Raw genomic sequence first — 25,807 nt, forward strand, 5'->3', positions numbered from 1 at the left:
TCTCCCTGTTGCCGGTATCGCGCATTGTCGCGCCGCCTGTCAATCATAAACGATCATAAAGTTTCATTGTGCAGCGCATCAAAAGCGAATTTGATCGTTTATGATTGACAACGTAAATTTTCCGGTAATAGTTGTCGCCGAGGAGGAGCCAATGCACGAACGTGAACGCCATCGCATCATCTTGAGCGCTATCCAGGAAAAGCCCGTCATCACGGTGCAGGATATCGCCGAATTGACCGAGGCCTCGGAAGCGACGATCCGGCGCGATATCGCTTCGCTGCACGTCCAGGGCAAGCTCCGGCGCGTCCGCGGCGGCGCGGAAGCCGTTCATCCTCCGCAGATCGGCCAGCTTTCGGCCCGATCGTTCCGGGTGTCGGAATCGGTCAACATCGACAAGAAGCGCGCAATCGCCCGCCGCGCAGTCGAACTTTGCGACGAAGGCGACAGCGTCATCATCAACGGCGGCACGACGACGTTCCAGATGGTGCATTTCATGTCGGCCCGACGCCTGCAGGTGATGACCAATTCGTTTGCGATCGCCGAACATCTGGTCAAGCATTCGAAGAACACGGTGACCATACCGGGCGGCGCGATCTATCGCGAGCAGAGCCTGATCCTGTCGCCCTTCGACAACGATGCGATCCGCAATTTTTATGCACGGCGCATGTTCATCGGCGCGCAGGGGGTCGGCCCGCTCGGCGTGATGGAAGCTGACGCGCTGGTGATCCAGAGCGAGCAGAAGCTGATGCACCAGGCCGAGGAACTGATCGTGATGGTGGATTCGTCGAAGTTTTCGCGCCGATCGAGCCTCATCCTCTGCCCGCTCGACCGGGTGACGACCGTCATCACCGATGACGGTGTGACAGACGACGCCGCACGGATGATCGAGGATGCGGGCGTCAAACTGATTATCGCCGGTGCCGCCGCAGCGGACACGGCCAAGGAGGATTCTTCGTCGGCCGCGTGAGGAGCGACCGGCGGCAGAAAGATTGAACTATCAACTGGGAGGACCAACCATGAAACTTGCAAAGAAACTCGCCCTCGGCGCGGCATTCGCCTTCGCCGCCCTGACATCGACAATGACGACGGCGGCAAGCGCCGCAGACATGAAGATCGCGCTGGTCGTCAAATCGCTCGGCAACGGCTTCTTCGAAGCGGCCAACAAGGGCGCGCAGGAAGCTGCCAAGGAACTCGGCGGCGTCCAGGTCATCTATACCGGCCCGACCTCCACGACGGCCGAAGGCCAGATCGAAGTGATCAACTCGCTGATCGCTCAAGGGGTGGATGCGATCGCCATCTCCGCCAACGATCCGGATGCCGTCATTCCGGCGCTCAAGAAGGCCGCCCAGCGCGGCATCAAGGTCATTTCCTGGGATTCGGCAGTGGCCAAGGAAGGCCGCATCATGCACTTGAACCCGTCTTCCAACGACCTGATCGGCAAGATGTGCCTGACGCTTGCCAAGAACCACCTGGAAGGCGGCAAGGGCGGTTTCGCCATCCTTTCGGCCACCACCACCTCGACGAACCAGAACACCTGGATTGCCGAGATGAAGAAGCAGCTCAAGGATTTTCCGGGCCTGAACCTCGTCACGACAGTTTATGGTGACGACCTTGCCGACAAGTCCTACCGCGAAGCACAGGGCCTCCTGACCTCGCAGCCGAACGTCAAGGTCATCGTCGCTCCGACCACGGTCGGCGTTCTCGCTGCCTCGCAGGCCGTCAAGGATGCCGGCAAGATCGGCCAGGTCTATGTGACGGGTCTCGGCCTGCCGTCCGAAATGGCCGGCGCCATCAAGTCCGGCGCCACCAAGGAATTCGCCATCTGGAATCCGATCGACCTCGGTTACTCGGCCACCCAGATCGCCTATCACCTCGTCAAGGGTGATACCGACGCCAAGCCCGGTTCGGCGATCAAGGCCGGCCGCATGGGCTCGATCAAGGTGGGCGACAATGGCGAAGCCGCCATGGCCGACCCGTTCGTCTACAACGCCAAGAACATCGACGAGTTCTCCAAGATCTTCTGATCTGAAGAACTCGACCTGCCGGCAGGCGCGAGCCCCCTCATCCGCCTGCCGGCATCTTCTTCCCGCTGGGGAGAAGATGGCCAAGCGGAGCGGAGGCCGCTCTAAACTCGGAGCCATCGGCTTTGCACGCGCCCGCAAAATAACCAGACGTAATCTCAAAGACTCGTCGGAAAATGTCCCTGATGAACGGCGTTACGAAAATTCAAGACCGATCGCCCCGACCGGCACCGACGACGGAAGCAATGCCGATCCTGGAAATGCGCGGCATCAGCCAGATCTTTCCGGGCGTCAAAGCCCTCGATGGGGTCAGCATCAAGCTTTACCCCGGCCAGGTGACGGCCCTGATCGGCGAAAACGGCGCGGGCAAGTCGACGCTCGTCAAGATTTTGACCGGTATCTACCGCCCGAACGAGGGCGAGATCCTGATCGACGACAAGCCAACCACATTCGCGAGCGCGCAGGCGGCGATCGACGCCGGCGTCACCGCCATCCATCAGGAAACCGTCCTCTTCGACGAGTTGAGCGTCGCTGAAAACATCTTTCTCGGCCATGCGCCGCGCACCCGTTTCGGCACCATCGACTGGCGGAAGATCAATTCCGGCGCCAAATCCCTCATGCTTCAGCTCGAGAGCGATATCGACCCGACGATCCGCCTGCGCGACCTCTCGATCGCCCAGCGCCATCTTGTGGCGATCGCCCGGGCGCTGTCGGTCGAGGCCCGCATCGTCATCATGGACGAGCCGACCGCCGCCCTTTCGCGGAAAGAGATCGACGATCTCTTCCGCATCGTCGAAGGTCTGAAGCGGCAGGGCAAGGCGATCCTCTTCATCAGCCACAAGTTCGACGAGGTTTATGAGATCGCCGAGAACTTCGTGGTTTTCCGCGACGGCCGCGCCGTCGGCCAGGGCCGGTTGAAGGAAACACCTCAGGACGAGATCGTCCGGCTGATGGTCGGCCGCGACGTCAAGGACGTTTTCCCGAAGGTAGAGGTCGCGATCGGGGCGCCGGTTTTCCGCGTCGAGAACTACTGCCATCCGACCGAATTCCGCGACATCTCCTTTGAGCTTCGCCGCGGCGAAATCCTCGGTATCTACGGCTTGATCGGCGCCGGCCGCTCGGAACTCTGCCAGTCGCTGTTCGGCGTCACCCGGCCCTCTTCCGGCCGGCTGGTGCTGGAAGGCAAGCCGCTCGACATCCGCTCCTCGGGCGATGCGATCCGCGCCGGCATCGTCTACGTGCCGGAGGAACGCGGTCGCCACGGCCTGGCGCTGCCCATGCCGATCTTCCAGAACATGTCGCTTCCCTCGCTTGGCAAGACCTCCCGCTCCGGTTTCCTCAAAGCCGCCAACGAACTGGCGCTGGCACGAAAATATGCGGAACGGCTGGACCTGCGCGCCGCCGCCCTTTCGGTGCCGGTCGGCACGCTCTCCGGTGGCAACCAGCAGAAGGTCGTCATCGGCAAATGGCTGGCGACGCAGCCGAAGGTGATCATTCTCGACGAACCGACCAAGGGCATCGACATCGGCTCCAAGGCCGCGGTGCACGCCTTCATCGGCGAACTCGCCGCCGAGGGCCTGTCGATTATCATGGTCTCGTCCGAGCTTCCCGAAATCCTCGGCATGTCCGACCGGGTGATGGTGATGCGCGAGGGCCTGGCCGCCGGCGTTTTCGAGCGCGAGGCCTTGAGCGCCGAAATGCTGGTCCGCGCCGCGACCGGCAACCAGTGAGGAGAACCAGATGAACCGCCTCCTGAAGAACCGCGAAATCCTGCTGACCGTCATCATTGCCGCGATGATCGCCGGCTTCTCCACCCGCGCGCAGGGCTTCGCGTCTCCCGGCAATCTCGCCAATATCTTCAACGACACCTCGATCCTGATCATCCTGGCGCTCGGCCAGATGACGGTGATCCTGACCAAATCGATCGACCTTTCGGTCGCGGCCAACCTTGCCTTCACCGGCATGGCGGTCGCCATGACCAACGCCGCCTATCCGGACCTGCCGCTGGCCCTGCTCATCGTCATGGCGGTCGGCATCGGCGCCTTCTTGGGTGCCATCAACGGCTACCTCGTCTGGGCGCTGCAGATCCCGCCGATCGTGGTGACGCTCGGAACGCTGACCATCTATCGCGGGATGGCCTTCGTGCTGTCGGGCGGCGGCTGGGTGAACGCCCACCAGATGGCCCCTTCCTTCCTGAATGTCCCGCGAATGCCGGTGCTCGGCCTGCCGATCCTCTCCTGGATCGCCATCCTCATCGTGCTCGGCGCCTGGTTCGTGCTGACCCGCCTGCCCTTCGGCCGTGCCGCTTATGCGTCCGGCGGCAACCCGACCGCGGCGATCTATGCCGGCATCGATATCGGCTGGACCAAGTTCATTGCCTTCGTCGTTTCGGGCGCGCTCGCCGGCCTTTCCGGTTATCTCTGGGTGTCGCGTTATGCGGTCGCCTATGTGGATATCGCGGCCGGGTTTGAGCTGGATACGGTCGCTGCCTGCGTCATCGGCGGCATCTCGATTGCCGGCGGCATCGGCTCGGTCGGCGGTGCGGTGCTCGGCGCCCTCTTCCTCGGCGTCATCAAGAACGCGCTGCCCGTCATCGGCATCTCGCCTTTCGCGCAGATGGCGATCTCAGGCATCGTCATCGTGCTCGCGGTCGCCTTCAACGCCCGCGCCGAACGCAAGGCCGGCCGTATCATCCTGCGCGATCGCGGCGCAAAGGAGATGTCCGCATGACCGACGTCGTTTCCTCGAAACGGGTGATCCCCGACCGGCTCGGCAGCAAGACCTCGCGCCTGCTGGCGAGCTGGGAAGTACTGCTGTTCGGCGTCGCGGTGCTGATCTTTGTCTTCAATTCGTTCGCCTCGCCTTACTTTCTGAATGCCTGGAACCTCTCCGACGCCACCTTCAACTTCACCGAAAAGGCGATGATCGCCTTCGCCATGGCGCTGCTCGTCATCGCCGGCGAGATCGACTTGTCGGTGGCAGCGATCATCGCGCTCGCCTCGACCGCCATGGGCGCGGCAGCCCAGGCCGGCATCGGTACGCCGGGACTGGTGGCGATCGGCATCGGCACCGGACTTGTCTGCGGCGCCTTCAACGGCCTGCTCGTCGCTGGCCTCAGGCTGCCGTCGATCGTGGTGACGATCGGCACGATGAGCCTCTTCCGCGGCATTTCCTACATCGTGCTGGGCGACCAGGCCTATGGCAAATATCCGGAAAGCTTCGCTTTCTTCGGCCAGGGCTACGTGGCCTGGGTATTTTCCTTCGAATTCGTGCTGTTCATCATTCTCGCCGCAGCCTTCGGCATCCTGCTGCACGCCACCAATTTCGGCCGGCAGGTCTATGTGATCGGCAACAACGAATTCGCGGCACGCTTCTCCGGCATTCCGGTGGAACGGGTGAAGTTCATCCTCTTCCTTCTGACCGGCGTGATGGCGGGCGTCGCATCCGTTTGCCTCACCTCCCGCCTCGGCTCGACCCGGCCGTCGATCGCGCAGGGGTGGGAACTGGAAGTCGTCACCATGGTCGTGCTCGGCGGCGTTTCCATCCTGGGCGGCGCGGGCACCATCGCCGGCGTCGTCATCGCCGCCTTCGTCATGGGCCTCGTCACCTTCGGGCTGGGGCTGCTCAACGTGCCCGGCATCGTCATGTCGATCTTCGTCGGCCTGCTCTTGATCATCACCATCGCCATCCCGATCATCGCCCGCCGCATCAAGGAAATGAGCCGATGACGCTCGAAAAGCACGCTTTCAAGATGAAGCTCAATCCGGGCATGGAGGCGGAATACCGCAAGCGCCACGACGAGATCTGGCCGGAGCTTGTCGATCTCCTCCACCAGGCCGGCGCCAGCGACTATTCCATCCATCTCGACCGCGACACGAACACGCTGTTCGGCGTGCTGACACGGCCGACCGACCACACTCTGGCGAACCTGCCGGACCATCCGGTGATGAAGAAATGGTGGGCGCATATGGCCGACATCATGGAAACCAATCCGGACAACTCGCCGGTCCAGAGCGATCTGGTGACGGTCTTCCACCTGCCATGACCATGCCGGAAAAGATCGCCGTCCTCGATATCGGCAAGACCAATGCCAAGGTCGTGGTACTCGACTGCACGACCGGCGAGGAGATCGCCGAAAGGCGCGCGCCGAACCGGGTTCTGCCGGGTCCACCCTATCCGCATTACGATATCGACGCCCTGTGGACCTTCGTGCTCCAAGCGTTGTCCGATTTTGCCAAGCACCCCGGCTTCGACACGATCTCCATCACCACCCACGGCGCATCGGCGGTGCTTCTCGACGCCGAGGGCAAACTGGCGCTGCCGGTGCTCGATTACGAACACGAATATCCGGAAGACATCCGCGAGGCGTATCGGTCGATCCGCCCACGTTTTTCTGAGACCTTCTCGCCTGCCCTGTCAGGCGGACTGAATGTCGGCGCGCAGCTTCACTACCAGAAGACCGCCTTTCCCGAAGCCTTTGCCAGCACGCGCACCATCCTCACCTACCCGCAATACTGGGCGTTCCGGCTGACCGGTGTTGGGGCGAACGAGGTCACCTCGCTCGGTTGCCATACGGACCTCTGGCGCCCGCGTGACGGCGCCTATTCCCCATTGGTGGATACGCTCGACATCCGTGATCTGATGGCCCCAATCCATTCGGCCTTTGACACGCTCGGTCCGCTTTTGCCGGACATCGCAGCCCGGATCGGCGTCACGACACCTATCTCCGTCCATTGCGGCATCCACGATTCCAACGCCTCGCTGCTGGCGCATCTGGTCGGACGCGAACCGCCCTTCGCGGTCGTCTCCACCGGCACCTGGGCCATCAATTTCGCGGTCGGTGGCGATCTCGACCATCTCGACCCGCGGCGCGACGCGCTTGCCAATGTCGATGCCTATGGCCGCGCCGTACCCTCGAGCCGATTCATGGGCGGCCGCGAATTCGAGATGCTGACGGCGGAGCTCGGCGCCTTGTCGCCTGAAGCGGCCCTTGCAGCCATTCCTTATGTCATCGAAAAAGGCCTGATGCTTCTGCCGAACGTTTCAGGCGGTTCCGGTCCCTTTCCGGGCCGCGAGCGGCAATGGGTCAACGACATGGAAGTCTCGACAGACCAGCGCTGGGCCGCTGCCTGCCTCTACCTCGCGCTGATGACGGAGACCTGCCTCGATCTTATCGGCGCCAAGGGACCGGTTCTGGTCGAAGGCCCCTTCTCGGCCAACCCGGCCTATCTCCAGGCGCTGGCCGCGCTGCTCGGCCGCGAGGTGATGGCACTTCCTGGCTCGACCGGCACCAGCCAAGGGGCGGCGCTTCTCGCAGGCATCTCGCCAAAAACCAAGCCAGGCCGCATCGTCACTGCGCCGACCTGGAACATTGAACCCTATCGCACCGCCTGGCACGAAAGCTTGAGGCCTTGATCAGCCCGTATTGGCCGGCCGGCGATTGCGGCGAAGGCGCCGACCCGTCTGCTCCTCAAGCGCATTTTCCAGAATGCCGAGCCGCCGCTCGGTAATATCGGCAATTTGTGCCGGGTCGCCGGCTTCGATCGCCTGCATCATGGTCTCGACCAGTTCGAGCGACAGCACGAGGTCGGCGCGGGTATGCAGCGTCCCGCGCCGCAACGGCTCCACCCATTGCAGCAACAGTTCCATCAGTTCCAGCACGAGGCCGTTTCGGGTCGCCCGCGCCAGGGCGAGGTCGAAGCGCATCGACGCGATGATGATCGAGCTGATATGCTCCGGGCTGCTTTTGGTCACCTCCGGCGGCGGCAGCGAATCCCGGCCGAACCGGATTGCCTCTCGCATCCGGTCGAAATCCGCATCCTCGGCATATTGCGAAGCGATCTGCGCCACCCAGGGCAGGATCAGCCGGCGCACTTCGATCGCCTCGTCGATGTCGCCCGGCCGCATGTCCGGCCTCGGCACGATCAGGTCGAGCGGCACGATCTCGCTACTGACGAACGTGCCGCCGCCGGCGCCCGGCCTGACGGTGAGGATATTCGCCTCGACCAGCAGCTTTACCGCTTCCCGCACTGTCGGACGGCTCACCTGCATCTGCTCGGCGATGCTGCGTTCAGACGGAAGGCGCGAGCCGAGCCGGAAAAACCCGGCCCTGATGGCATCGGCAAGCCGACGCGCCACCTCTTCGTTCGGAAGCAGCACTTTGACGGGCTGAAAATGTCGGTCCACCAGCACCTCCTACCCCCTCAGACGGAAAGCACTTTGCCGGTATTCAGAATGTTGTTGGGATCGAGCGCCAGCTTGATACGCGCCATCAGCGCCAGTTCCTCCGGGGTGCGCGACAGCTTGAGATAGGGCTTCTTCAGGAGGCCGATCCCGTGTTCGGCGGAAATCGTGCCGCCTTCGCGGGCGATCGAGCCGAAGACAAGCTCGGTGATCTCCTTATGCGGCTGGTCGTTGCCGGCGGACGGGATGTTGCAGACGAGATGCAGGTTGCTGTCGCCGATATGGCCGTAGCTGACCGCGATCGCATCCGGCCAGCGGACCTTCATCGCCGCCTCGATCTCGTCGACCACCTGGCCGGCGGCACTGGTCGGCAGGCCGACGTCGAAGGCGGTCAGCGGCCCCATCAGCTTGCCGTATTCCGATACGCTTTCGCGCACCGCCCAGAGGTCCTTGGTCTCACGCTCCGAGGACGGCAGAACCGCATCGGAAACCCAGCCGGCTTCGAGTGCATTGGACAGCACCTGCTCCAGCAGCGCCCGGTTCTCTTCCGCATTACGCCCGCCGGTTTCGATCAGCACGTAGATCCCATGCGGCTCCTTGAAGGCGCGGCGCAGGTCGGGCAACTTGCCCGTCATGAAGTCGTAGAAGCTCGGCCACATCACCTCGAACGAGGTCAGCGCCGAACCCATACTTTGGCGAGCGCTCTTCAGCAGTTCCAGGAGCGCGGGGAAATCCGGGCAGCCGCAGAAGGCGCTGGCAAGTTCGGCGGGCTTCGCCTGCAGCCGCAGCACGGCGCGGGTGATGACCCCGAGCGTGCCTTCCGAACCGATGAACAGCTGCTTCAGGTCGTAACCGGCATTGTTCTTCAGCATCTTGTTCAGCGACTTGACGATCGTGCCGTCCGGCAACACCACTTCGAGGCCGAGCACATGTTCGCGCGCCATGCCGAACCGGATGACACGATTGCCGCCGGCATTGGTGGCGAGGTTGCCGCCGATGACGCAGGAATCGCGGGCACCGAGATCGAGCCCGAAGAACAGCCCCGCCTCCTCGGCCTTTGCCTGGATGACACTCAGTGGCGTGCCTGCCAAAACCGTCATCGTCGCCATCACCGTATCGACTTCCTCGATGCCGTTCATGCGGTCGAGCGACAGCGCCACGCCATTCTCGATCGGCCGCGCTCCGCCGGCAAGACCGGTCAACCCACCCTGGGGCACTACCGGCACCTTGAACTCGTTGCAGAGGCGTAGCGTCGCCGAGACCTGCTCCGTCGTGCGCGGCCGCACCAGCGCAAGCGGCACGACCGGCGAAAGGCCGCCCCAATCGTTATGGAAGCGAAGCGGGATGTCCTCCCCGAGAAAGACGTCGGGACCGAGTTCGCGCATCAGCGCCTGGATGAATTCTTGTGTCATGAGAAGCCGCACCTAGGATACCATTGGATAAAGGTAAGCTTAACTGCCACCTTCGGTAAAGCAAGTGTACCTATGGGCTTTTTCGCAGGAGGGTTTGGCGCGAGCGCCTCCGCCATCGAATGCTTCGGGGGACGGCACCTATTCGATGGCGAACACAGCTCGGAGAGCCTCTCGACAGGGCCTACAAAGGAATGGGATGCGGTTTGGCGAAATGGCACGCGGCGAGGTGACCGCTGGCAGTTTCCAGAAGCGGTGGACGTTCCGCCCTGCAAATCGGCTGGGCGATGGGACAGCGGGTATGGAAACTGCAGCCGGTCGGAACGTTGGCCGGACTCGGCACATCCCCCTTCAGGATGATCCGGGATTTCCGCGTTTCCGGGTCGGGCTCAGGCACCGCCGAGAGAAGCGCCTGTGTGTAAGGATGGCTCGGGAAATCGTAGATTCGCTTTTTAGGCCCGATTTCAACGATCCGGCCGAGATACATGACGGCGACGCGATCCGCGATATGGCGCACGACCGAGAGATCGTGGGCGATGAAGAGGTAGGAGAAACCGCGGCTTTTCTGCAGGTCCTGCATCAGGTTGACGATCTGGGCCTGCACCGAGACGTCGAGCGCGGATACGGGTTCGTCGGCAACGATGAACTGCGGATCGACCGCAATGGCGCGAGCGATCCCTATACGCTGCCGCTGGCCTCCGGAGAACTGGCGCGGATACCGGTCCATGAAGGTCGGCGACAACCCCACCTGGATCATCAGCTCGGCGACACGATCGCGGCGCTGCTTCCTCGATTGGACCAGCCCGAAAATTTCCAGCGGTTCTGCAATGATCTTCGCAACCGAGCGACGCGGGCTGAGCGATCCGTAGGGGTCCTGGAAGATCATCTGCACGCGCGCCCGCATCTGGCGCATGTCATTGGAACTGAGACGCAGGATATCCACGCCGTCGATAGCGATTTCGCCTTCGCTTGCATCTATCAGCCGCAGCAGAAGCCGCCCGAGGGTGGATTTTCCGCAGCCGGATTCCCCCACCAGCGCCAGCGTCTCGCCGCGCTTGACCTCGAAGGAAGCGCCGTCGACCGCCCTTACACTCGGCTGGGAGCGGCCAAACACCAGGCCTCCCGCTTCCGAAAAGGTCTTGCCCACGTCTCTGACCACGACGAGGTCATCTCCGGTCACAGCAATATTCATGACGTCGCCCCCGCCGAGACCCAACAGGCCGCCTTCTGTTGCGGTGTGATTTCAAGGAGAGGCGGCGTCTCCCGCGCGCATTTGTCGATGCGATCGGGACAGCGCGGGAAGAACGGACAGCCTTGCTTGATCGTGCCAGGCAAGGGCACCATGCCGGGGATCTGGTAAAGACGCGTATTCTCGTCCTTCAACCGCGGGATCGATTGCAGCAGGCCCCGCGTATAGGGATGTTTCGGGCTGCGGAAGATCGTCTTGACATCCGCATCCTCGACCACCCTGCCGGCATACATGACGATCACACGCTCGCAGATATCGGCGATGACCCCGAGATCGTGCGAGATCAACAGGATGGTGGTGTTCAGGGTGCGGCGGATCTTGTGCATCAGCTCGAGCACCTGCGCCTGGATGGTGACGTCGAGCGCGGTCGTCGGTTCGTCGGCGATCAGCAGTTTCGGGTTGCAGGCGACCGCCATGGCGATCATCACCCGCTGGCGCATGCCGCCGGAGAACTGGTGTGGATAGGCGCCGAGCCGGCGCTCCGGATCGGGAATGCCGACCAGCTTCAGCAGCTCGACAACCCGCTGGCGCCGCTCCTCGCGGCCCATCTTTTCATGCAGCTTGATCGCCTCGCCGATCTGGTCGCCGATCGTCATCACCGGATTGAGCGAACTCATCGGCTCCTGGAAGATCATCGCGATATCGCGGCCGCGGATTTCCGGCATCCTGGACTGCGGCAGGCCGAGCAGATCGACGCCCTCGAACAGGATCCGTCCCGTGGCGATGCGGCCCGGAGGGCTGGGGATCAGCCCCATCACCGCAAGCGAGGTCATCGATTTGCCGGAGCCGGACTCGCCGACGATGCCGACCGCGGCGCCGGCGTCGATGGTGAAGCTGACACCTTCCACCACACGCACCGCCGTACCCTTCGGGCCGAACTCGATCGAGAGATCCTCCACTCTCAGCAAGGGTCCGGGATGAACGGAGGCAACCGGCTGCTGCCTGGAAAGCGAGGGAGCAATCGTCATCGCGTCGTCTCCGGATCGAGGACATCGCGCACCGCGTCGCCCATGAGGTTGAACGACAGCACGACGCAGGTGATCGCAAAACCCGCCGCGATGATCGGCCATGGCGATCCGAACAGGTTGTTCAGCCCGTCGCGGATGATATTGCCCCAGCTCGGATTGGGTGCCCGGGTGCCGATGCCAAGGAAACTCAGCGACGCTTCCAGCCGGATGGCGGACGCGACCCAGAGCGTCATCAGCACCAGGATCGGCGCTGCGATATTCGGAATGACGTGCCGGATGATGATCGTCGGTGTGCGAAGGCCGACCGCAACCGCGGCTTCGATGTAAGGCTCCTGCTTGACTGCGAGCGTCGATGCGCGCGCCACCCGCGCAAAACCCGGAATGAAGGCGACGGTGATGACGGCAATGATGTTCCAGAAAGCCCCGCCGAGCACCGCTGCGATCATGATCGCCAGGAGCAGTTCCGGGAAAGCCAGAAGAAGGTCGACGACACGGCTGATCACCCGGTCTATGACACCCCCGAAATAACCCGCCGTCACCCCGAGTATGGTTCCGAAAAAGGCGGCCAGGGCAGGCGAGATCAGCCCGAACAGCAGCGAATTGCGCGACCCGTGGATCATCCGGGACAGCACATCCCGGCCAAACTGGTCGGTGCCGAGCCAATGCGCCCAGGACGGCTGCTTGTTGATCGACAGGATGCTTTGCGCCAGCGGATCGTAAGGGGCAAGCCAGGGCGCCAGAATCGCGACCAGAAGAAAAATCACCACGACGGAAAAGGCAAAGATCGTCGAGGCCTGGCCGAACAGCATGTCCTTCAGCAGCGCCGTCCTGCCGGGTTCCGGCGCGATCGCATGTTCGATATCGTCGGATGCGGACAGGGTACCGACGGAGCCTGGGAGTATTGTCATTACTTCACCCGAATTCGTGGATCGATGACGACATAGAGGAGGTCCATCATCAGGTTGACGAAGACCACCATCAGCGCGAAGACCACCACTCCGCCCTGGATGACGCCGTAGTCTCTTTCGGTAATCGACTGGATGAGCAGGCGGCCGATGCCGGGGCGATTGAAGACCAACTCCACCGCGACGGATCCCGACAGGGTTGCCAGCAGGCTCAATCCCATGCCGGTCGCAAGCGGCAGCAGGGCGTTGCGCAGCGCATGGCGGTAGATGACGCGGTTTTCGCGCGCGCCCTTAGCGCGGGCGGTGCGCACATAGTCCTTGCCGAGAACCTCGAGCACGGAGGTTCGCGTCAGGCGCCCGATGAAAGCAGCCTTGACCAGCGCCAGCGTCAACGCCGGCAGGAAGAGGTGGTGGAGGACATCGAAAAACCCGCTGCCGGCCCCGTTGATCGGAAACCATCTGAGGTTCAGCGCAAACCCGATCAGAAACAGCGCGCCCAGATAAAAATCCGGGACCGCATAGCCCACCAGAGAAAAGATCCGCATGCCGGAATCCGGCAGCTTCCCCCGCTTGACGGCCGCGAGCACCCCGAACGGTATGCCGATCACGGTGCCGAGGATCATAGCCGCCACGGTCAGCTGGATCGTGTAGGGCAGATTGCGGGCGATGAGATCGAGGACCGGCGCGCCGTTCATGTAGGACTTCCCGAAATCGAGCGTCAGCGTGCCGATCAGGAAGTTGAAATATTGCTGCCAGATCGGGACGTTCAGTCCCATTTTCTCGCGGAACTCGGCAAGCTGCTCCGGGAGAGCACCGTCTCCCAGAGCAGCGATTGCCGGGTCACCCGGGAGGATACGCATGGCGATGAACACGAGCGTCAGGACCAACCATATGGTCGGTATGGCGTCGGCTAGCCTGTAAAGCATGTACCTGCCCATTGGCCTGTCACCCGTGCTTTGAAGCCGTCAGGCTTTTTTCGTGGCGCGATGGAAACGCCAACGAGCGTAACCGCTCTTGACCTTGTAGCCCATGTCCAGCCGCGCATTGCGGGCGACGGTGAAGGACAGGGTGGAAAGCCCGATCAGGGGCAGGTCGCGCAGCACCTGCAGCTCGATCTGCTTGCAGGTATCGACATAGGTCTTGTAGTCGGTTGCCATCAAAGCCTTGTCGAGCAGCGCGTCGATCCCCGGCATGGCGGCCCCGTAATGGCTGTAGTTGCCGCCGCCCTTGCCGTCGGATTTCACTTCCGATTTCGACGAAAGCTGCTGGAAATAGAGCTGCGTCGGGATCGGCGGATAGCTCGACGAATGCATGGCAAGCGTATTCTTGTCGCTGCGATTGTCGGCGTGATAGGCCGTGTGGTCGCCGATCTTCAGGTTCATGCGCAATCCGACGGCCCGGAGCTGTTCCTGCACGATCAGCATGGTCGAGGAATAGTCCTCGCGCTGGCTGCAATTGCTGTCGAAATCGAAGCCGTTCGGGAAACCCGCCTCGGCCAGCAGCGCCTTGGCCTTCTTCGGATCGTACTTGTACTGCAGTTCGGGCGGCAGGTCGGCGGTCTTGAAACCGGCGGGGAAGAAATCCGGCTGCAATCCAGCCATGAAACCACCCATCGGCTTCAGGGCATCGGCGACCGCCTGCCGATCGATCGCATACATCACCGCCTGGCGAACTTTCAGGTTGTCGAAAGGCTTGCGGGTCAGGTTGATGTGCAGCGTGTTGAAGGATCCCGGTATCGTCATGTCGAATTTCAGGGTCGGATCGCGCTGCAGCATGGAATCCACCCAGCCGGGCGCACGCACCGCCTCGATCAGATCGACGTCTCCGGAGAGGAGCGCCAGCGTCCGGGCCGTGGTATCGGCAATATAGACGCATTCCACCCCGGCGATCTTCGCCTTCTGGCCCCAGTAACCCTCATGGCGTTTCATCGCCGTGCCCCATTCGGCGTCGAAACGGGTGAGTTCGTAAGGCCCGGTGCCGACCGCGTCGGTCATGAACTTTTCAGCGCCGATCTTGTCGAAGGCTTTCTTGGAGACGATCGAGGTATTGTTGGAAAAGCCCGTCGTACCGAGGAAATTCACGTCCGGAGACTTGAGCTGAACGGCAACCTCGTAGGGACCCTTGGCGATCACGTCGGCGACATTCGCCATGATCGTCTTGTTGGTGCCGTCGGTGATGGCCCGCTTGAAGGAAAAGACCACGTCGTCCGACGTCATCTCGCCGTAACCCTTGTGGAACTGGACACCCTGGCGAAGCTTGAACGTCCAGGTTTTCGCATCCGGCGATGCGGACCATTCGGTGGCCAGCGTCGGCTCGTACTTGTCCGGCGTCGTGGCGAAATCACCGTCTTCGGGGCGGACCAGCTGTTCGTAGATCTGTTCGGTGGCCCAGTTGTCGGAGCCCTGCGTCGTCTGGTTCGGATCGCTGGTGCGCGGCCCGTTGGCGGCAATGCCAATCCGCACCACGTCGGCGCTCGACGCCGCGCGGGCCGCACCCGCTCCCACGACGCTCAGAGCCGTCGCCGCAGCGGCGAGCTCCAGGAATTCTCTTCTGTTCACGTTCATCATCTCCTCCCAAAGACAAGTTACGTTCGCCGCTTGTCCAACTCGGCATCCTTGATCATGAGGCCCAGACCCGGGCCTCCCGGCACCTTGAACTTGCCGTTTTCAGGCTTTGGCGGGTTCTCGAAGGCCACGTGCATCCGTGTCGACGGATCTGCGAATTCGGCCGGCTTGGTATTGTGCATCAGCGTCGCCAGCACCTGCAGGTTGGCCGTGTGGGCGATCGTCGGCTGGGTCTGATGGGGGACGAGTTCGACGCCGTGCGCAAAGCAGATCGCGGCGCATTGCATCAGGCCGGTAATGCCACCCATCTTGATGATGTCCGGCTGCACCATCCGCACGCCGGCATTGATCATGTCGACCACCGCCTGCGTGGTGTAGGTCTGCTCGGCCGCCGAGACGGTGATGTCGAGCCGCTGCGCCACTTCTCCCATGGCGCGAACGTTGTAGTGCTGTACCGGCTCCTCGAACCAGATGTAGCCGAGCTCCTCCAAAGCCCGGCCGACCCGGATCGCACCGCCGACCGAATATTGATTGTTGGCATCGAAGGCGAGCGGGAAGTCGTCGCCGACCAGCTTGCGTATCGCCTTCGCCTTGGCGATATCTCCGGGGATGTCGTAGTCCTGCCGGGTGCGGTCGCCGTCCCAGCGGATCTTGATCGCCGCCGGCGTTTCCGACTTCCAGCGTGCTTCGACCACCTTGACGGTCTCATCCACAGTGCGGTCGGCATTGCCGCCGATCGAGGAATAGAAGGGCAGCTCGGTGCGCCAGGCGCCACCGAGCAGCTTGTAGATCGGCTGGTTGAAGACCTTGCCCCGGATGTCCCAGAGCGCGATATCAAGGGCCGCCAACGCCCCGGTGACCGCTCCCTCCGGGCCGAGCTTCACGTATTTATGCAGGAGCTTGTCATAGAGCACCGCGTGGTCGAGCGCATCGGCACCGGTGAGCGACGGCGCGAAATCCCTGACGACGCCGAGGGAATGCTCACCGCCCATCATCGGGGATGCCTCGCCGTAACCGACAATGCCCTCCACCGTCGTCACCCGCACGACGGCGCTTCGGCGTCCCGGCGGCTCGTTCGGCTCCCACATGACCTGAAAAGCTTCGACTGATTTGATCGTCGTCGGCACTGGCACGATTAGGTATCCACAAACCTGGAAAAAGATTGCCCCAAGGGGCCGTGAAAACCCGCCAAAGCGGGTGCCGGTAGGCTAGGCGCTAAACGCTCGCGTCTCTGACATCCACGAAATCCTCCCTCTTCTTATCAGGCACTTTGACAGCGCCCCTTCCTCCAACCGAAGCATCACTCACTTTGCATCCGTATGCAAGCAACTTTGCCGTTAAATTTTGGACCGCCGCGAAAAGGCGCCACGCCACCGCTCCTAAACGTTTTCGTAGCCGTAGATCTGCGTCCGCAAAAAGCGCGCCACGAGATGTCCGTCGGCGCGAAGGAATTCCTCGCTCTGGAAATAGTGCTTGCCGTTCCTGACCCAGGCGTCCGCTATTCTGCCCACCGTCGTCAGCCTCTGCCCCGGCCGAACGCAGGCGAAATGCTGTGCCTCGACAGCCGTCAGCACGATCGCGGACGGGAACCGGAAACTGTTGTGCGTATCGCCCATGGCAAGCCGCATCAGGCATCCGGGATGCACGATCCCGTCGCGCGCATGCAGGGCATGCTGTTCGTCGAAGGCAGAGAGGGATCGCCTGAATTCCTCTTCGGTCAGCACCCTGTCGGCGGTCGTCAACGGCGCTCCGGGTTTCAACTGGCCGATCGAGACTGCCGGCGGCGGATCAGGACGCGGCAGCACCGCAAAGGCTGAAAGGTCCGGAACCGACGGCGACAGGTCCGGCAAACCGATCCAGCCGCTCGCGACCTCCTCGCCATCCGTGTTTGTCGCGACGATGGCGGATCTGCGCATATCGGCATCGCCCGACAGCGCCAAGGCGCTGATCGTCAACCGGTCGCCATTGTAGACCGGGCGCCGGAAACTCGCGCCCATGCCGCCGCGCTCCAGCCAGGGGAGACCCCAGGCCTCCACCCCCACGCGGCCCATATGGCCATAAACGAAGGCGCCGGGAACCAGTGCCGCCTTGTAACCCCGCGCCCGCGCCACCGCGTCGTCGTGGATGCTGCCCTTGTATCGCGGGTCGTCGTCGAGGCGGATATCGACGACAAGGCTTCGCGGAAAGAGCGCTTCTGTCTCTGTTTCCATCGGTCTATCCATCCGGGAAGGGAACGGTGGTCATCGCATCGCTGGCCATGATGCGGGCGACCTCTTCCGGCGGCAGCGCCAGAATCCGCTCGAGCACGAACCGGTTATGGCCGCCGAACTGGGGCGCCGGCCTGCGCTGCCCTCCCGGCGTCCGGCTCAAGTGGATCGGCAGGCCGGGATGGGGGTGCAACCCGGCATCCGGATGTTCGAGTTCGGTGAAAAACCGGCGATGAGCAAGGTAGTCGCTGCGTGCCAGATCGCCGGCGTCGTTGACCGGAGCCGCGGCAACGCCCCTGCCCTGGAGCAACAGGGCGATATCGTGCTTGTCGCGGCCACGCGTCCAATCCGAAAGGATTTCCGCCAACGCATCCTCGTTCCGCCGGCGCGCCTCGAGCGTCGCAAAACGCCGGTCGGAGGCGAGTTGCAGCATGCCGATCGTTTCGCACAATGCCTGCCACTGCGCCTCATCCTGCGCTGCGATGACGACCCACTGGTCTTCCCCGAGGGCCGGAAAGGCGTCGTGCGGCACCATGCCCGCGAGCCGATTTCCGTTCGGCACCGGGTCTTTTCCCGTCTCTGCCGCCAAGAGCAGTTCCGCACCGATGAACTGCATCGCCGCTTCGACCTGCGGCACCTCGACATATTGGCCGCGGCCGGTCCGCTCCCGCCAGTAGAGCGCGGTCAGGATCGCCGCGGCCGCATTGAACCCGCCGATCGGGTCGAGATAGGAAGGCCCGCTGTTTTCCGGCTGCCCGTCCGGATAACTCATCATCGCCGACATTCCGGTCGCCATTTCCATGGTCGGGCCGAGGGCCGCATATCCAGACATCGGCCCGTCGCGCCCGAAGGCGGGAAGCTCCGCAACGATGATATCCGGCTTGATCGCCGAGAGCCGCTCATAGTCCAGTCCGAATTTGGCGAGCGTGCCCGGCCGGAAATTGCAGATCAGCACATCGGCCTTCGCGACCAGCCGCTCCAGTGTCTTTCGCCCTTCCTGGGTTTTCAGGTTGAGGATGCAGGACAGCTTGTTGACGTTTTGGGAATTGAACAGGAAAGACCGGTCGAATGGCCGCTCGCCCGGCTCGCCGCCGGGAAAATTGATCGGGTTCGGCATTTCCTTGTTCAACCGCCAGGAATTAACCCGGTTGGGCGATTCCACATGGATGGACTCGGCCCCGAAATAAGCAAGTACCCGTCCGGCCATGGGCCCGGCCCAGGCGGTGGTAATCTCGATGACCCGCAGCCCCTCGAGCGGCGGCCGGCCGGCCGCCGCCGGTTTTGGCCTCTCGAACGGCTCGGTTCGGCGCGGTGCAATCCGCCCCTGCGCCTCGCCAGGAAGGGGCGCTCCGCTTCGCACCTTGCGAGGCGTCGCACTCATCCGGAAGGGTGGCCCAAGAATGAGCCGGCCGTCGACGGCTTCCCAATAATGGCGGGCGGTGAGGTGGCCGTTGCGGACCTGTTCGGCGGGACGATAGGCCTTGGCCGCGATGATCTGGGCGCGCTGCAGCCGGTCGACCAGATCCTCCGCGTCCATTTCCGCGACCCTCTGTTGGATGATCTCGTAGAGCACATCCCAGTGCTGCCGGCGCGGGCCCGGCTCGGCAAAACGGGGATCGTGCTGGATATCCCGAAGATCCAATGCCGCGCAGAGAGCTTCCCAACGATGGTTGTAGATCCAGATGCAGACCCAGCTGTCGCGGCATTTCACCTGCCCTGCCGGGATCGTCTGGTCCTGCCGGCTATGGACCGAGCCGTTGTAGATATGGCGCAGCACATAGGGGAAACACATCGATGCCGCGGTCTCGGCCGAGTCCACCCGCACAGCCTGACCAAGCCCGGTCATGCGGCGGGCAAGCAGAGCGGTGATCACGCCGATATAGGCGGCGAGCCCTGCGGCATAGGATGCCCGATCGCCGACGCCGTAGAGGGGTTCGCGGCCGATCTGGCCGTTATTGTACATCATCCCGGAAAGCGCCTGCAGCACGATCTCCGGCCCCTTCCAATCGGCAAGCGGCCCATCCGTCCCGAAAGGGGTGATGGAAGCGGTGATGCAGCGCGGATTGATGTCCGCGACTTCGTCGAACGTTAGGTCCGCAGGCGGAATAACGACATCCGCGCCAGCGATCAGCGCCTTCAGTTCCTCCCGCCCGGGCTCCGTCGACCGGTCCAGGATGACGGACCTCTTTCCGGTGTTCAGATGCCAGAACGGCAAGGACAATTGTGGATCGGTCACCGAGAACGGCGGCATTCGCCTGATCGCCGATCCCCCCGCCGGCTCGACGAGAATGACCTCCGCGCCATAGTCCGCCAGAAGCCGCGCGCAGTATTGGCCGGAAAGCGTGTCGGACAAATCCAGCACGCGAAGATCGTCCACGGCCGAGACGCCTGGCTCGGCCATTTCCTTCAAAAGCATGATCGACGGCTCTCCTCCCGATCCTGAAAGAAAGACTAGACGCCATTGCATACGGATGCAAGACACGGAGGCGCATTTGATGATATTGATCCGTGACCGCGCCAGGGGTATCGACAGCAGCGCCGTCCGCCGGCAGGGAGTTGGAGAGTTTCTTGGACAAGCCAGAGATACCGGATGACAAGGCGAAGCGCCGGCCGATCACCGCGCGCCAGCTCGCCCGTATGCTCGGCGTCAGCCAGTCGGCCGTCTCCCGCGCGTTCACGCCGGGCGCCAGCATCGCCCCGGACCTGCGCGACAGGATCAAGCAGTTTGCGGAAGAGGTGGATTATCACCCGAACGCCATAGCCAGCATGTTGTCGAAGAGCCGCACCAATATCGTCGGCATCGTCGTCTCCGACATGCAGAACCCCTTCTACCCCGCGCTCATCGAAAAGCTCTCCCGCAGCCTGCAGCGCGTCGGGCTGCAGAGCCTGCTCTTCAACATCACCAAGGGTTCCAACCTCGAAGAGCAGCTTTCGGCGCTGCGCCGCTACAATGTCGATGCGGTGATCATTATTTCCGCCACGATCCTCTCCGGCCAGACCTTGCGCTGGGCAACCGAGGGCCGCGCCGCCCTGCTGATCAACCGCGTTGTCGAGGATGCGGACTTAAGCTGCGTCATCTGCGACAATGTCGCGGGCAGCCGGGCGATCGCAGACCATTTTTATGAGACCGGCCGGCGTCGTGTCGCCTATGTGTCCGGCCTCAGCCACACGACCACCAATCGCGAAAGACAGAACGCCTTCGTGACCCGTGTTGCCGAGCTCGGCATGACGCTTTGCGCCCGCGTCGATGCCGGCGAATACAGCTATGAGGCCGGCCGGCGGGCTGCGATGGAAATCGTCGATCGCGGCGGAGCGGATGCGATCTTCTTCGCCAACGACATTCTCGCGGCAGGTGGCCTCGATGCGCTGCGGGAAGAGGCCGGGCTCAGCGTGCCCGACGATATCGCGGTCGCCGGTTTCGACGACATCGCGCTCGCCAGCTGGCCACATTACGCACTGACCACATTCCGCCAGCCCGTCGACGAGATCATAGCGGTCGCCGTCGGAATGATCGAGGATGGCTCCTGTTATCCCGGCCGGCCGATCACGATCAAACGGCTCCCCGGAGAACTGATCGTCCGGTCCTCGAGCTACAGGATTTCCGACAGCTGAAAATGAACCCGGCGGGCCGGCATCAAGCCAGCCCGCCGGTTCTCCCTGGGAGGAGATTTGGTTCAACGCAAGGCCCCAGCCACGCGCTTCTGTTCGTCCTTCATGAAGGCGATGTCGCCGACGACGCGCACACGCACTCGCCGCGCGTCACCCGGCAGGTAGGCGATCGGAATGTCTTCCGTATCGAGCGTCACGATCGTATCGACGCTGGCACCTGCTTCGACCGCGCGGGCGCGGGCAATGCGCTCGGCCTCGGCAATCGCCTTTTCGCGCGACATGCCGGAAAACACCTGGTCGACTTCGCCGGACACCTGCGCCATCGCAGCACCGAGCGCGTTTGCCACGCCGGCATGTTCGACGCGCAGCACTTCGCTCGCACCTTTGAGCTTTTCCGGGATCAGGAACGCACCGCCGCCCACGGCAATCAGTTGCACGCCCTCGGCAGACGTCTTCATCCGGTCGACGCCGTCCTCGACCATCGCCTCGACGCGTTTCAGCAGATCGGCAACCAAAGCCTTGTCGAGATGCTTGACCCGGTCGCGGTCACCGATCTCGACCAGGCCGGCAGCAACCGCGACGTCCGTCGTCGTCAGCGTATCGCCGCCGAAGACCAGTGCCTTTTCGGTGATCCGATAGCCGACCGAGCGCGGGCCGATCTTGCGGGTTTCCGGATCGATGATCGTGCCGCCGCCGAGCGCCATCGGCAGCAGATCCGGCATGCGGAACAGCGTCCGCACCCCGCCGACCTCGACGACATTGTTCGCCTCGCGGGGAAAGCCACCAACCAGGCAGCCGACATCCGAGGTCGTACCGCCGACGTCGATGACCATCGCCTCCTTGAGGCCGGTCAGAAACGCCGCGCCACGCATCGAATTGGTCGGGCCGGATGCAAAGCTGTAGACCGGGTTGGCGGCAGCGACATCCGCCAGTACCACCGTGCCGTCGTTCTGGGTCAGATAGAACGGCGCGTCGATGCCGGCCTGCTTCAACGCATCCTTGAAGGCATCGATCGTCTTGCGGCCGAGCCCCTGCAGTGCAGCGTTCAGCAGCGTGACATTCTCGCGTTCCAGGAGCCCGATACGGCCGAGCGTATGGGAAAGCGTGATGCGGGCATTGGGGATCACCGAACGGACGATCTCCGCCGCTTCCAGCTCGCATTCCGCCGTCAGCGGCGAAAAGAGCGCGGTGATGCCGATCGAATCGACGCCGGCATCGCGGATCTTCATCGCCGTGTCGCGCACTTCGTCGCGGGCGAGCGGCACCAGCGGCCGGCCGTCATATTCGTGGCCGCCATGCACCATGAAGGAGAGCGGATCGACGGCATCGCGCAGCTCGTCCGGCCAGTCGACCATCGGCGGCAACGAGGCGCCGGCCGGCATGGCAATGCGGATCGCCGCGACCCGATCGAGACGGGCGCGTTCGACCACCGCATTGGTGAAATGCGTCGTGCCGATCATCACAGCATCGACCGGTGCCGCATCCGGCGCCTGCGAGGCGACCACATGGCCGATCGCGTTGACGACACCCTGCATCACGTCCGACGTGGTGGGAAACTTGATGGCCGAGAGAACCTTCTCGCCATCGATGAGTACGGCATCCGTATTGGTGCCGCCGACGTCAATTCCGATCCGCTTCATGCTGCAAACACCGATTTGAAATCCAGGTCATATCCGAAGGCGCGGGGGCCGACGTGTTCGAGGCCCTTGGCGCTGGTCAGCACCTCGGGCGCCGGCAGTGCCACGACCGTGACGCGCTGGCCGTAACGCACCGTCTCGGTGCCGATCGCCTCGCCCGACACGGTGTCGAGCAGGCAGATCAGGTCCGGCGTCATGGCGATCGGCTGGCCGTCGCGGAACGCGACCGCCCATTCGTTCTGGAAAGCGAGCTCGACCTTCGAGCCGCGGTCACCGTCGAGGCCTTCGATCATCGCCGAGCCGCGCAGGAAGCCGCCCGTCGTGGTGCGATCGACATCGGCGATCTTGCCCTTGAACAGCACCTTGCCGCCTTCGTGGGCGAGCACGGCTTCCACCGGATTCGTGTGGGCTGCACGGGCTTCGAGCACGGCACGGCCGAGGCTGACGGCTTTGGTCACCGTGTAGAGCACGCCCCAATCCTTGACTTCCCGGCCGGTGCGCGGCGCCTTGCAGGTCGCCGCCGTCGAGCCGACTTCGGTGCAGATCTTGCGGGAAATCCGCTCCATCCACTTCCAGGAGGCAGCCTTGGCGACGATCGCCTCGTTGTCGCGGCAATCGACCAGCGTCAGCGGATACATCGGCAGGTCGCCGATCGCAAAGCTCGTCATCTGCGCTTCCGGATAGGCGCGGCCCATCGCGTCCGCATCGACGACCGGAATATCCAGCATGGCGCCGGCGAGGAACGGCGACAGCGCATTGCCGCCGCCAATCTCGACGCTCATCACGGCGCGGAACTTGCGGCCGGTATATTCTTCCATCAGCTGCATGGCCCGGGCGAGATGCGCGGGATCGACGAGGCGCTCCTGGCCGACCAGCGGTGCGCCCATCTTGGAGACGACGGCGACGGCATCGCCGTCATCGAGCGACTGGGGATCGATCAGCTTGACGCGCTTGCCGTCCTTGTAGAGTTTTTTCAGATTGAGCTGCGCCAGATAGGGGCTGCCGCCGCCGCCGGTGCCGAGAATCCAGGCGCCAACGGCAAGCGGGTCGATCTCGCCCGCTTCGAAATCACGGATCATGTTTACCTCCGAAGAATGTGCTAGAACCTAGCCATGAGTGACGAAGGATGCCTATAGGGGACTGCCCCTAGAATGAGCTTGCCTTGATTTTGGGCACGCTTGGCGCAATCATGATTTGACGATCGAAAGGACCGATTCCCTGCAGGTGACGAAGAGCCCATATGCGCTGGCCCCGACCTCGCCGGAAGGTGCGGAATTGCGCCATCGGGTGATGTTTTTGAGCGTCGGCCAGACGCCGCGTGCCGATCTCATCGGGGACATGCTGACCAATCTCGATGTGCCGATCGAAGCGCTCGAGATCGGCGCGCTGGACGGGCTTTCCAAGGCAGAAATCGACGATTTGAAAGTGCGGCCAGGCGAACAGAGCATCGTCACCCGGCTTGCCGACAATACCGACATCGTCGTGTCCAAGCCGCGGATCGCCGAGCGCATGGCGAAGATCGCCGCCGCCTTCCACCCCAACGAATTCGATCTCGTCGTCATCCTCTCGACCGGCCTGTTCCGCGATTTCGAAAGCACCTGCCCGACCGTCAATGCTCAGCGTGCCATGGAATCGGCGGTGATTTCGCTCGCCGCGCACGGCTCTTCCGTCGGCCTCATCCAGCCGCTGCAGCAGCAGATCGAGGAACTCGATATCCCCGCGCTGGCTCCCTACAAGATCTGCGCCAGCTATGCCGCCGACGGCGACAGAAAATTGCTTGCCGGCGCGCTCGTCGATCTTGCGGATGCGGAAATCATCGTCCTGAATTCCGTCAGCTTTACCGAGGCCGACCGGCAGATGGTGGCGAAGGCGAGCGGCAAGCCTGTCGTCCTCGCCCGCCGCATCGTCGCAAGCGCCATCCGGCTCCTCCTGCATCGTTCGCAGCCCGTCACGCTGCCGGGCGTTTCGCCGGAATTTGCCGAAAAGCTGCTTCGCCTGACGCCGCGCGAGCGGCAGGTGCTGTCGCTGGTCGCAGAAGGCCTGTCCAACAAGGCAATCGCCCGCCAGCTCGGCATCAGCCCGAAGACCGTCGAGATCCACCGCTCGAATGTCATGAGCAAGATGGAAGTCACGTCGTCCAACGCCCTGATCCGCATGGTCATCACCGCCGGCCATCCCTGATCGAAATAATCCGGTTCGCGCAAGAAAATTGCGCCAGAAGACCTCCTTGCCTAAAAATTGGTCGCCTTGAGCATGTCAGAATCATGTCGTTCTAGGGGCATTACCCTATAGTGAAGCCGCGCTTCCGGGCGCTAGGCTCCCTGTCGATAATGTCATGCAGGGAACGATGAGAGCATGCCTTCCACATCCAAGATCGCCTTTGTGACCATCGGCCAGACGCCGCGCGTCGACATCGTTCCGGAAATGATGGCCGAGATCGGCATCGGCTTGCCGGAAGGTCGCGTCGAGTTCCGGGAATTCGGCGTGCTCGACGGCATGAGCCCGACCGAGATCGATGCGATGCGCGCCGTGGACGGCGAACATTCCTTCGCGACCCGTCTGAAGAGCGGCCAGGAGATCGTCACCTCCAAGGCCCGCACCGAGGAGACGCTCAATGTCCTCTTGAAAAGGATCGATGCGCAAGGTTTCGACCTCGTCGTCCTTCTGTGCACCGGCACCGCGATCGATCCGCTCGAAAACACGCTGGTCGTCGAAGCGCAGCGGATCGTCGATTCGACCGTCGAGGCGCTCGCCGCCGCCTCCCGCAAGCTCGGCGTCATCCTGCCGCTCGAACGGCAGGTCAAGGATTTCGCCGATCGCCACGTTTTCAGCGGCGAGCCCAGGTTCGTGGCCGCTTCGCCCTATGCCGGCGACGATGTCGGCGAACGGGCAAAAACGCTCGAGGGCTGCGATCTCATCGTCATGCATTGCATGGGTTATTCCGCCGGGATGCTGGACGAGGTGCGCCGCGCCGTCGACGCCCCGGTTCTATTGTCGCGCCGCGTCGTCGCGGGCGTCGTCCGCCAGATGATCTGACTACCGAGCCACACTAAAA

22 protein-coding genes are annotated in these 25,807 nt (G+C 63.1%); 10 read left to right on the plus strand and 12 right to left on the minus strand.

From position 1 onward, the window contains the following. Positions 1–151 precede the first annotated feature (151 nt). From ACSQ3G_RS16490 to ACSQ3G_RS16520, 7 genes are all read left to right on the plus strand, one after another. A complete protein-coding gene (locus ACSQ3G_RS16490) occupies positions 152–967 on the plus strand; it encodes a DeoR/GlpR family DNA-binding transcription regulator (protein ID WP_046634068.1) in 816 nt (271 codons plus the stop codon). Positions 968–1,016: 49 nt separating this feature from the next. Beyond that, positions 1,017–2,024 (plus strand): rhamnose ABC transporter substrate-binding protein, encoded by a 1,008-nt coding sequence (gene rhaS, locus ACSQ3G_RS16495; protein WP_105431491.1) that lies wholly within the window; start codon positions 1,017–1,019, stop codon positions 2,022–2,024. A gap of 242 nt (positions 2,025–2,266) precedes the next feature. Then, the gene (locus ACSQ3G_RS16500) at positions 2,267–3,751 is read left to right on the plus strand and encodes a sugar ABC transporter ATP-binding protein (protein WP_436110797.1); all 1,485 of its coding nucleotides are present in this window, start codon (positions 2,267–2,269) and stop codon (positions 3,749–3,751) included. 10 nt (positions 3,752–3,761) lie between these two features. Beyond that, the gene (locus tag ACSQ3G_RS16505; RefSeq protein ID WP_436110798.1) at positions 3,762–4,751 is read left to right on the plus strand and encodes an ABC transporter permease; all 990 of its coding nucleotides are present in this window, start codon (positions 3,762–3,764) and stop codon (positions 4,749–4,751) included. After that, a complete protein-coding gene (locus ACSQ3G_RS16510) occupies positions 4,748–5,749 on the plus strand; it encodes an ABC transporter permease (RefSeq protein WP_105420076.1) in 1,002 nt (333 codons plus the stop codon). The genes ACSQ3G_RS16505 and ACSQ3G_RS16510 overlap by 4 nt, the downstream gene beginning before the upstream one ends. Beyond that, positions 5,746–6,066, plus strand: a complete 321-nt coding sequence (gene rhaM, locus ACSQ3G_RS16515) for an L-rhamnose mutarotase (protein ID WP_436110799.1) — start codon at positions 5,746–5,748, stop codon at positions 6,064–6,066. Before ACSQ3G_RS16510 ends, rhaM begins: the two co-directional genes overlap by 4 nt. Further along, positions 6,063–7,436: an FGGY-family carbohydrate kinase gene (locus ACSQ3G_RS16520; RefSeq protein ID WP_436110800.1), complete on the plus strand. Its 1,374-nt coding sequence runs from the start codon at positions 6,063–6,065 to the stop codon at positions 7,434–7,436. Before rhaM ends, ACSQ3G_RS16520 begins: the two co-directional genes overlap by 4 nt. Here ACSQ3G_RS16520 and ACSQ3G_RS16525 read toward each other — a convergent pair whose 3' ends face one another. The 10 genes from ACSQ3G_RS16525 to ACSQ3G_RS16570 form a co-directional block, all read right to left on the minus strand. Further along, complete coding sequence (locus ACSQ3G_RS16525) at positions 7,437–8,207, minus strand: FadR/GntR family transcriptional regulator (protein ID WP_436110801.1); 771 nt, start codon at positions 8,205–8,207, stop codon at positions 7,437–7,439. Between the two features lie 17 nt (positions 8,208–8,224). Further along, entirely contained in the window at positions 8,225–9,616 is a 1,392-nt protein-coding gene (locus tag ACSQ3G_RS16530; RefSeq protein ID WP_436110802.1) for an FAD-binding oxidoreductase, read from the minus strand. 181 nt (positions 9,617–9,797) lie between these two features. Next, a complete protein-coding gene (locus tag ACSQ3G_RS16535; RefSeq protein ID WP_046666520.1) occupies positions 9,798–10,805 on the minus strand; it encodes an ABC transporter ATP-binding protein in 1,008 nt (335 codons plus the stop codon). Continuing rightward, positions 10,802–11,830: an ABC transporter ATP-binding protein gene (locus ACSQ3G_RS16540; RefSeq protein WP_436110803.1), complete on the minus strand. Its 1,029-nt coding sequence runs from the start codon at positions 11,828–11,830 to the stop codon at positions 10,802–10,804. Before ACSQ3G_RS16540 ends, ACSQ3G_RS16535 begins: the two co-directional genes overlap by 4 nt. Then, the gene (locus tag ACSQ3G_RS16545) at positions 11,827–12,738 is read right to left on the minus strand and encodes an ABC transporter permease (protein ID WP_105403160.1); all 912 of its coding nucleotides are present in this window, start codon (positions 12,736–12,738) and stop codon (positions 11,827–11,829) included. Before ACSQ3G_RS16545 ends, ACSQ3G_RS16540 begins: the two co-directional genes overlap by 4 nt. Then, positions 12,738–13,661 carry an ABC transporter permease gene (locus ACSQ3G_RS16550; protein ID WP_210166366.1) on the minus strand — a complete coding sequence of 308 codons (924 nt, stop codon included), beginning with the start codon at positions 13,659–13,661 and terminating at the stop codon, positions 12,738–12,740. The genes ACSQ3G_RS16545 and ACSQ3G_RS16550 overlap by 1 nt, the downstream gene beginning before the upstream one ends. A 39-nt stretch (positions 13,662–13,700) precedes the next feature. Further along, complete coding sequence (locus ACSQ3G_RS16555) at positions 13,701–15,293, minus strand: ABC transporter substrate-binding protein (RefSeq protein ID WP_436110804.1); 1,593 nt, start codon at positions 15,291–15,293, stop codon at positions 13,701–13,703. A 26-nt stretch (positions 15,294–15,319) separates the two neighbouring features. After that, on the minus strand, positions 15,320–16,432 hold the full coding sequence (locus ACSQ3G_RS16560; RefSeq protein ID WP_436110805.1) for a mandelate racemase/muconate lactonizing enzyme family protein: 1,113 nt from the start codon (positions 16,430–16,432) through the stop codon (positions 15,320–15,322). A gap of 246 nt (positions 16,433–16,678) precedes the next feature. Continuing rightward, the gene (locus tag ACSQ3G_RS16565; protein WP_436110806.1) at positions 16,679–17,509 is read right to left on the minus strand and encodes a MaoC family dehydratase; all 831 of its coding nucleotides are present in this window, start codon (positions 17,507–17,509) and stop codon (positions 16,679–16,681) included. 4 nt (positions 17,510–17,513) lie between these two features. Further along, entirely contained in the window at positions 17,514–19,922 is a 2,409-nt protein-coding gene (locus tag ACSQ3G_RS16570) for a CaiB/BaiF CoA transferase family protein (RefSeq protein WP_436110807.1), read from the minus strand. 152 nt (positions 19,923–20,074) lie between these two features. On the opposite strand from ACSQ3G_RS16570, the gene ACSQ3G_RS16575 reads away from it, so the two are divergent. Then, positions 20,075–21,118, plus strand: coding sequence for a LacI family DNA-binding transcriptional regulator (locus tag ACSQ3G_RS16575; RefSeq protein WP_436110808.1), 1,044 nt, complete (start codon positions 20,075–20,077; stop codon positions 21,116–21,118). A 62-nt stretch (positions 21,119–21,180) separates the two neighbouring features. Here ACSQ3G_RS16575 and ACSQ3G_RS16580 read toward each other — a convergent pair whose 3' ends face one another. Both ACSQ3G_RS16580 and ACSQ3G_RS16585 read right to left on the minus strand, forming a co-directional pair. Next, positions 21,181–22,755, minus strand: coding sequence for a hydantoinase/oxoprolinase N-terminal domain-containing protein (locus ACSQ3G_RS16580; RefSeq protein WP_436110809.1), 1,575 nt, complete (start codon positions 22,753–22,755; stop codon positions 21,181–21,183). After that, positions 22,752–23,831: an S-methyl thiohydantoin desulfurase family protein gene (locus ACSQ3G_RS16585; protein WP_436110810.1), complete on the minus strand. Its 1,080-nt coding sequence runs from the start codon at positions 23,829–23,831 to the stop codon at positions 22,752–22,754. Before ACSQ3G_RS16585 ends, ACSQ3G_RS16580 begins: the two co-directional genes overlap by 4 nt. 145 nt (positions 23,832–23,976) lie before the next feature. Here ACSQ3G_RS16585 and ACSQ3G_RS16590 point away from each other — a divergent pair, with 145 nt between their 5' ends. Both ACSQ3G_RS16590 and ACSQ3G_RS16595 read left to right on the plus strand, forming a co-directional pair. Then, complete coding sequence (locus tag ACSQ3G_RS16590) at positions 23,977–24,933, plus strand: AroM family protein (RefSeq protein ID WP_436110811.1); 957 nt, start codon at positions 23,977–23,979, stop codon at positions 24,931–24,933. 174 nt (positions 24,934–25,107) lie between these two features. Then, positions 25,108–25,788 carry an AroM family protein gene (locus ACSQ3G_RS16595; protein WP_436110812.1) on the plus strand — a complete coding sequence of 227 codons (681 nt, stop codon included), beginning with the start codon at positions 25,108–25,110 and terminating at the stop codon, positions 25,786–25,788. Positions 25,789–25,807: the final 19 nt, after the last annotated feature.

This window comes from Neorhizobium tomejilense (assembly GCF_964254135.1).
In the GTDB taxonomy this organism is placed as follows: Bacteria; Pseudomonadota; Alphaproteobacteria; order Rhizobiales; family Rhizobiaceae; genus Neorhizobium; species Neorhizobium tomejilense.

Coding starts and splice junctions, on each gene's coding strand:
- ACSQ3G_RS16490 (WP_046634068.1), top strand. CDS start 152: ATGCACGAACGTGAACGCCATCGCATCATCTTGAGCGCTATCCAGGAA.
- rhaM (WP_436110799.1), top strand. CDS start 5,746: ATGACGCTCGAAAAGCACGCTTTCAAGATGAAGCTCAATCCGGGCATG.
- ACSQ3G_RS16500 (WP_436110797.1), top strand. CDS start 2,267: ATGCCGATCCTGGAAATGCGCGGCATCAGCCAGATCTTTCCGGGCGTC.
- ACSQ3G_RS16570 (WP_436110807.1), bottom strand. CDS start 19,922: ATGCTTTTGAAGGAAATGGCCGAGCCAGGCGTCTCGGCCGTGGACGAT.
- ACSQ3G_RS16545 (WP_105403160.1), bottom strand. CDS start 12,738: ATGACAATACTCCCAGGCTCCGTCGGTACCCTGTCCGCATCCGACGAT.
- ACSQ3G_RS16540 (WP_436110803.1), bottom strand. CDS start 11,830: ATGACGATTGCTCCCTCGCTTTCCAGGCAGCAGCCGGTTGCCTCCGTT.
- ACSQ3G_RS16520 (WP_436110800.1), top strand. CDS start 6,063: ATGACCATGCCGGAAAAGATCGCCGTCCTCGATATCGGCAAGACCAAT.
- ACSQ3G_RS16510 (WP_105420076.1), top strand. CDS start 4,748: ATGACCGACGTCGTTTCCTCGAAACGGGTGATCCCCGACCGGCTCGGC.
- ACSQ3G_RS16585 (WP_436110810.1), bottom strand. CDS start 23,831: ATGATCCGTGATTTCGAAGCGGGCGAGATCGACCCGCTTGCCGTTGGC.
- ACSQ3G_RS16530 (WP_436110802.1), bottom strand. CDS start 9,616: ATGACACAAGAATTCATCCAGGCGCTGATGCGCGAACTCGGTCCCGAC.
- ACSQ3G_RS16580 (WP_436110809.1), bottom strand. CDS start 22,755: ATGAAGCGGATCGGAATTGACGTCGGCGGCACCAATACGGATGCCGTA.
- ACSQ3G_RS16550 (WP_210166366.1), bottom strand. CDS start 13,661: ATGCTTTACAGGCTAGCCGACGCCATACCGACCATATGGTTGGTCCTG.
- ACSQ3G_RS16595 (WP_436110812.1), top strand. CDS start 25,108: ATGCCTTCCACATCCAAGATCGCCTTTGTGACCATCGGCCAGACGCCG.
- rhaS (WP_105431491.1), top strand. CDS start 1,017: ATGAAACTTGCAAAGAAACTCGCCCTCGGCGCGGCATTCGCCTTCGCC.
- ACSQ3G_RS16535 (WP_046666520.1), bottom strand. CDS start 10,805: ATGAATATTGCTGTGACCGGAGATGACCTCGTCGTGGTCAGAGACGTG.
- ACSQ3G_RS16565 (WP_436110806.1), bottom strand. CDS start 17,509: ATGGAAACAGAGACAGAAGCGCTCTTTCCGCGAAGCCTTGTCGTCGAT.
- ACSQ3G_RS16505 (WP_436110798.1), top strand. CDS start 3,762: ATGAACCGCCTCCTGAAGAACCGCGAAATCCTGCTGACCGTCATCATT.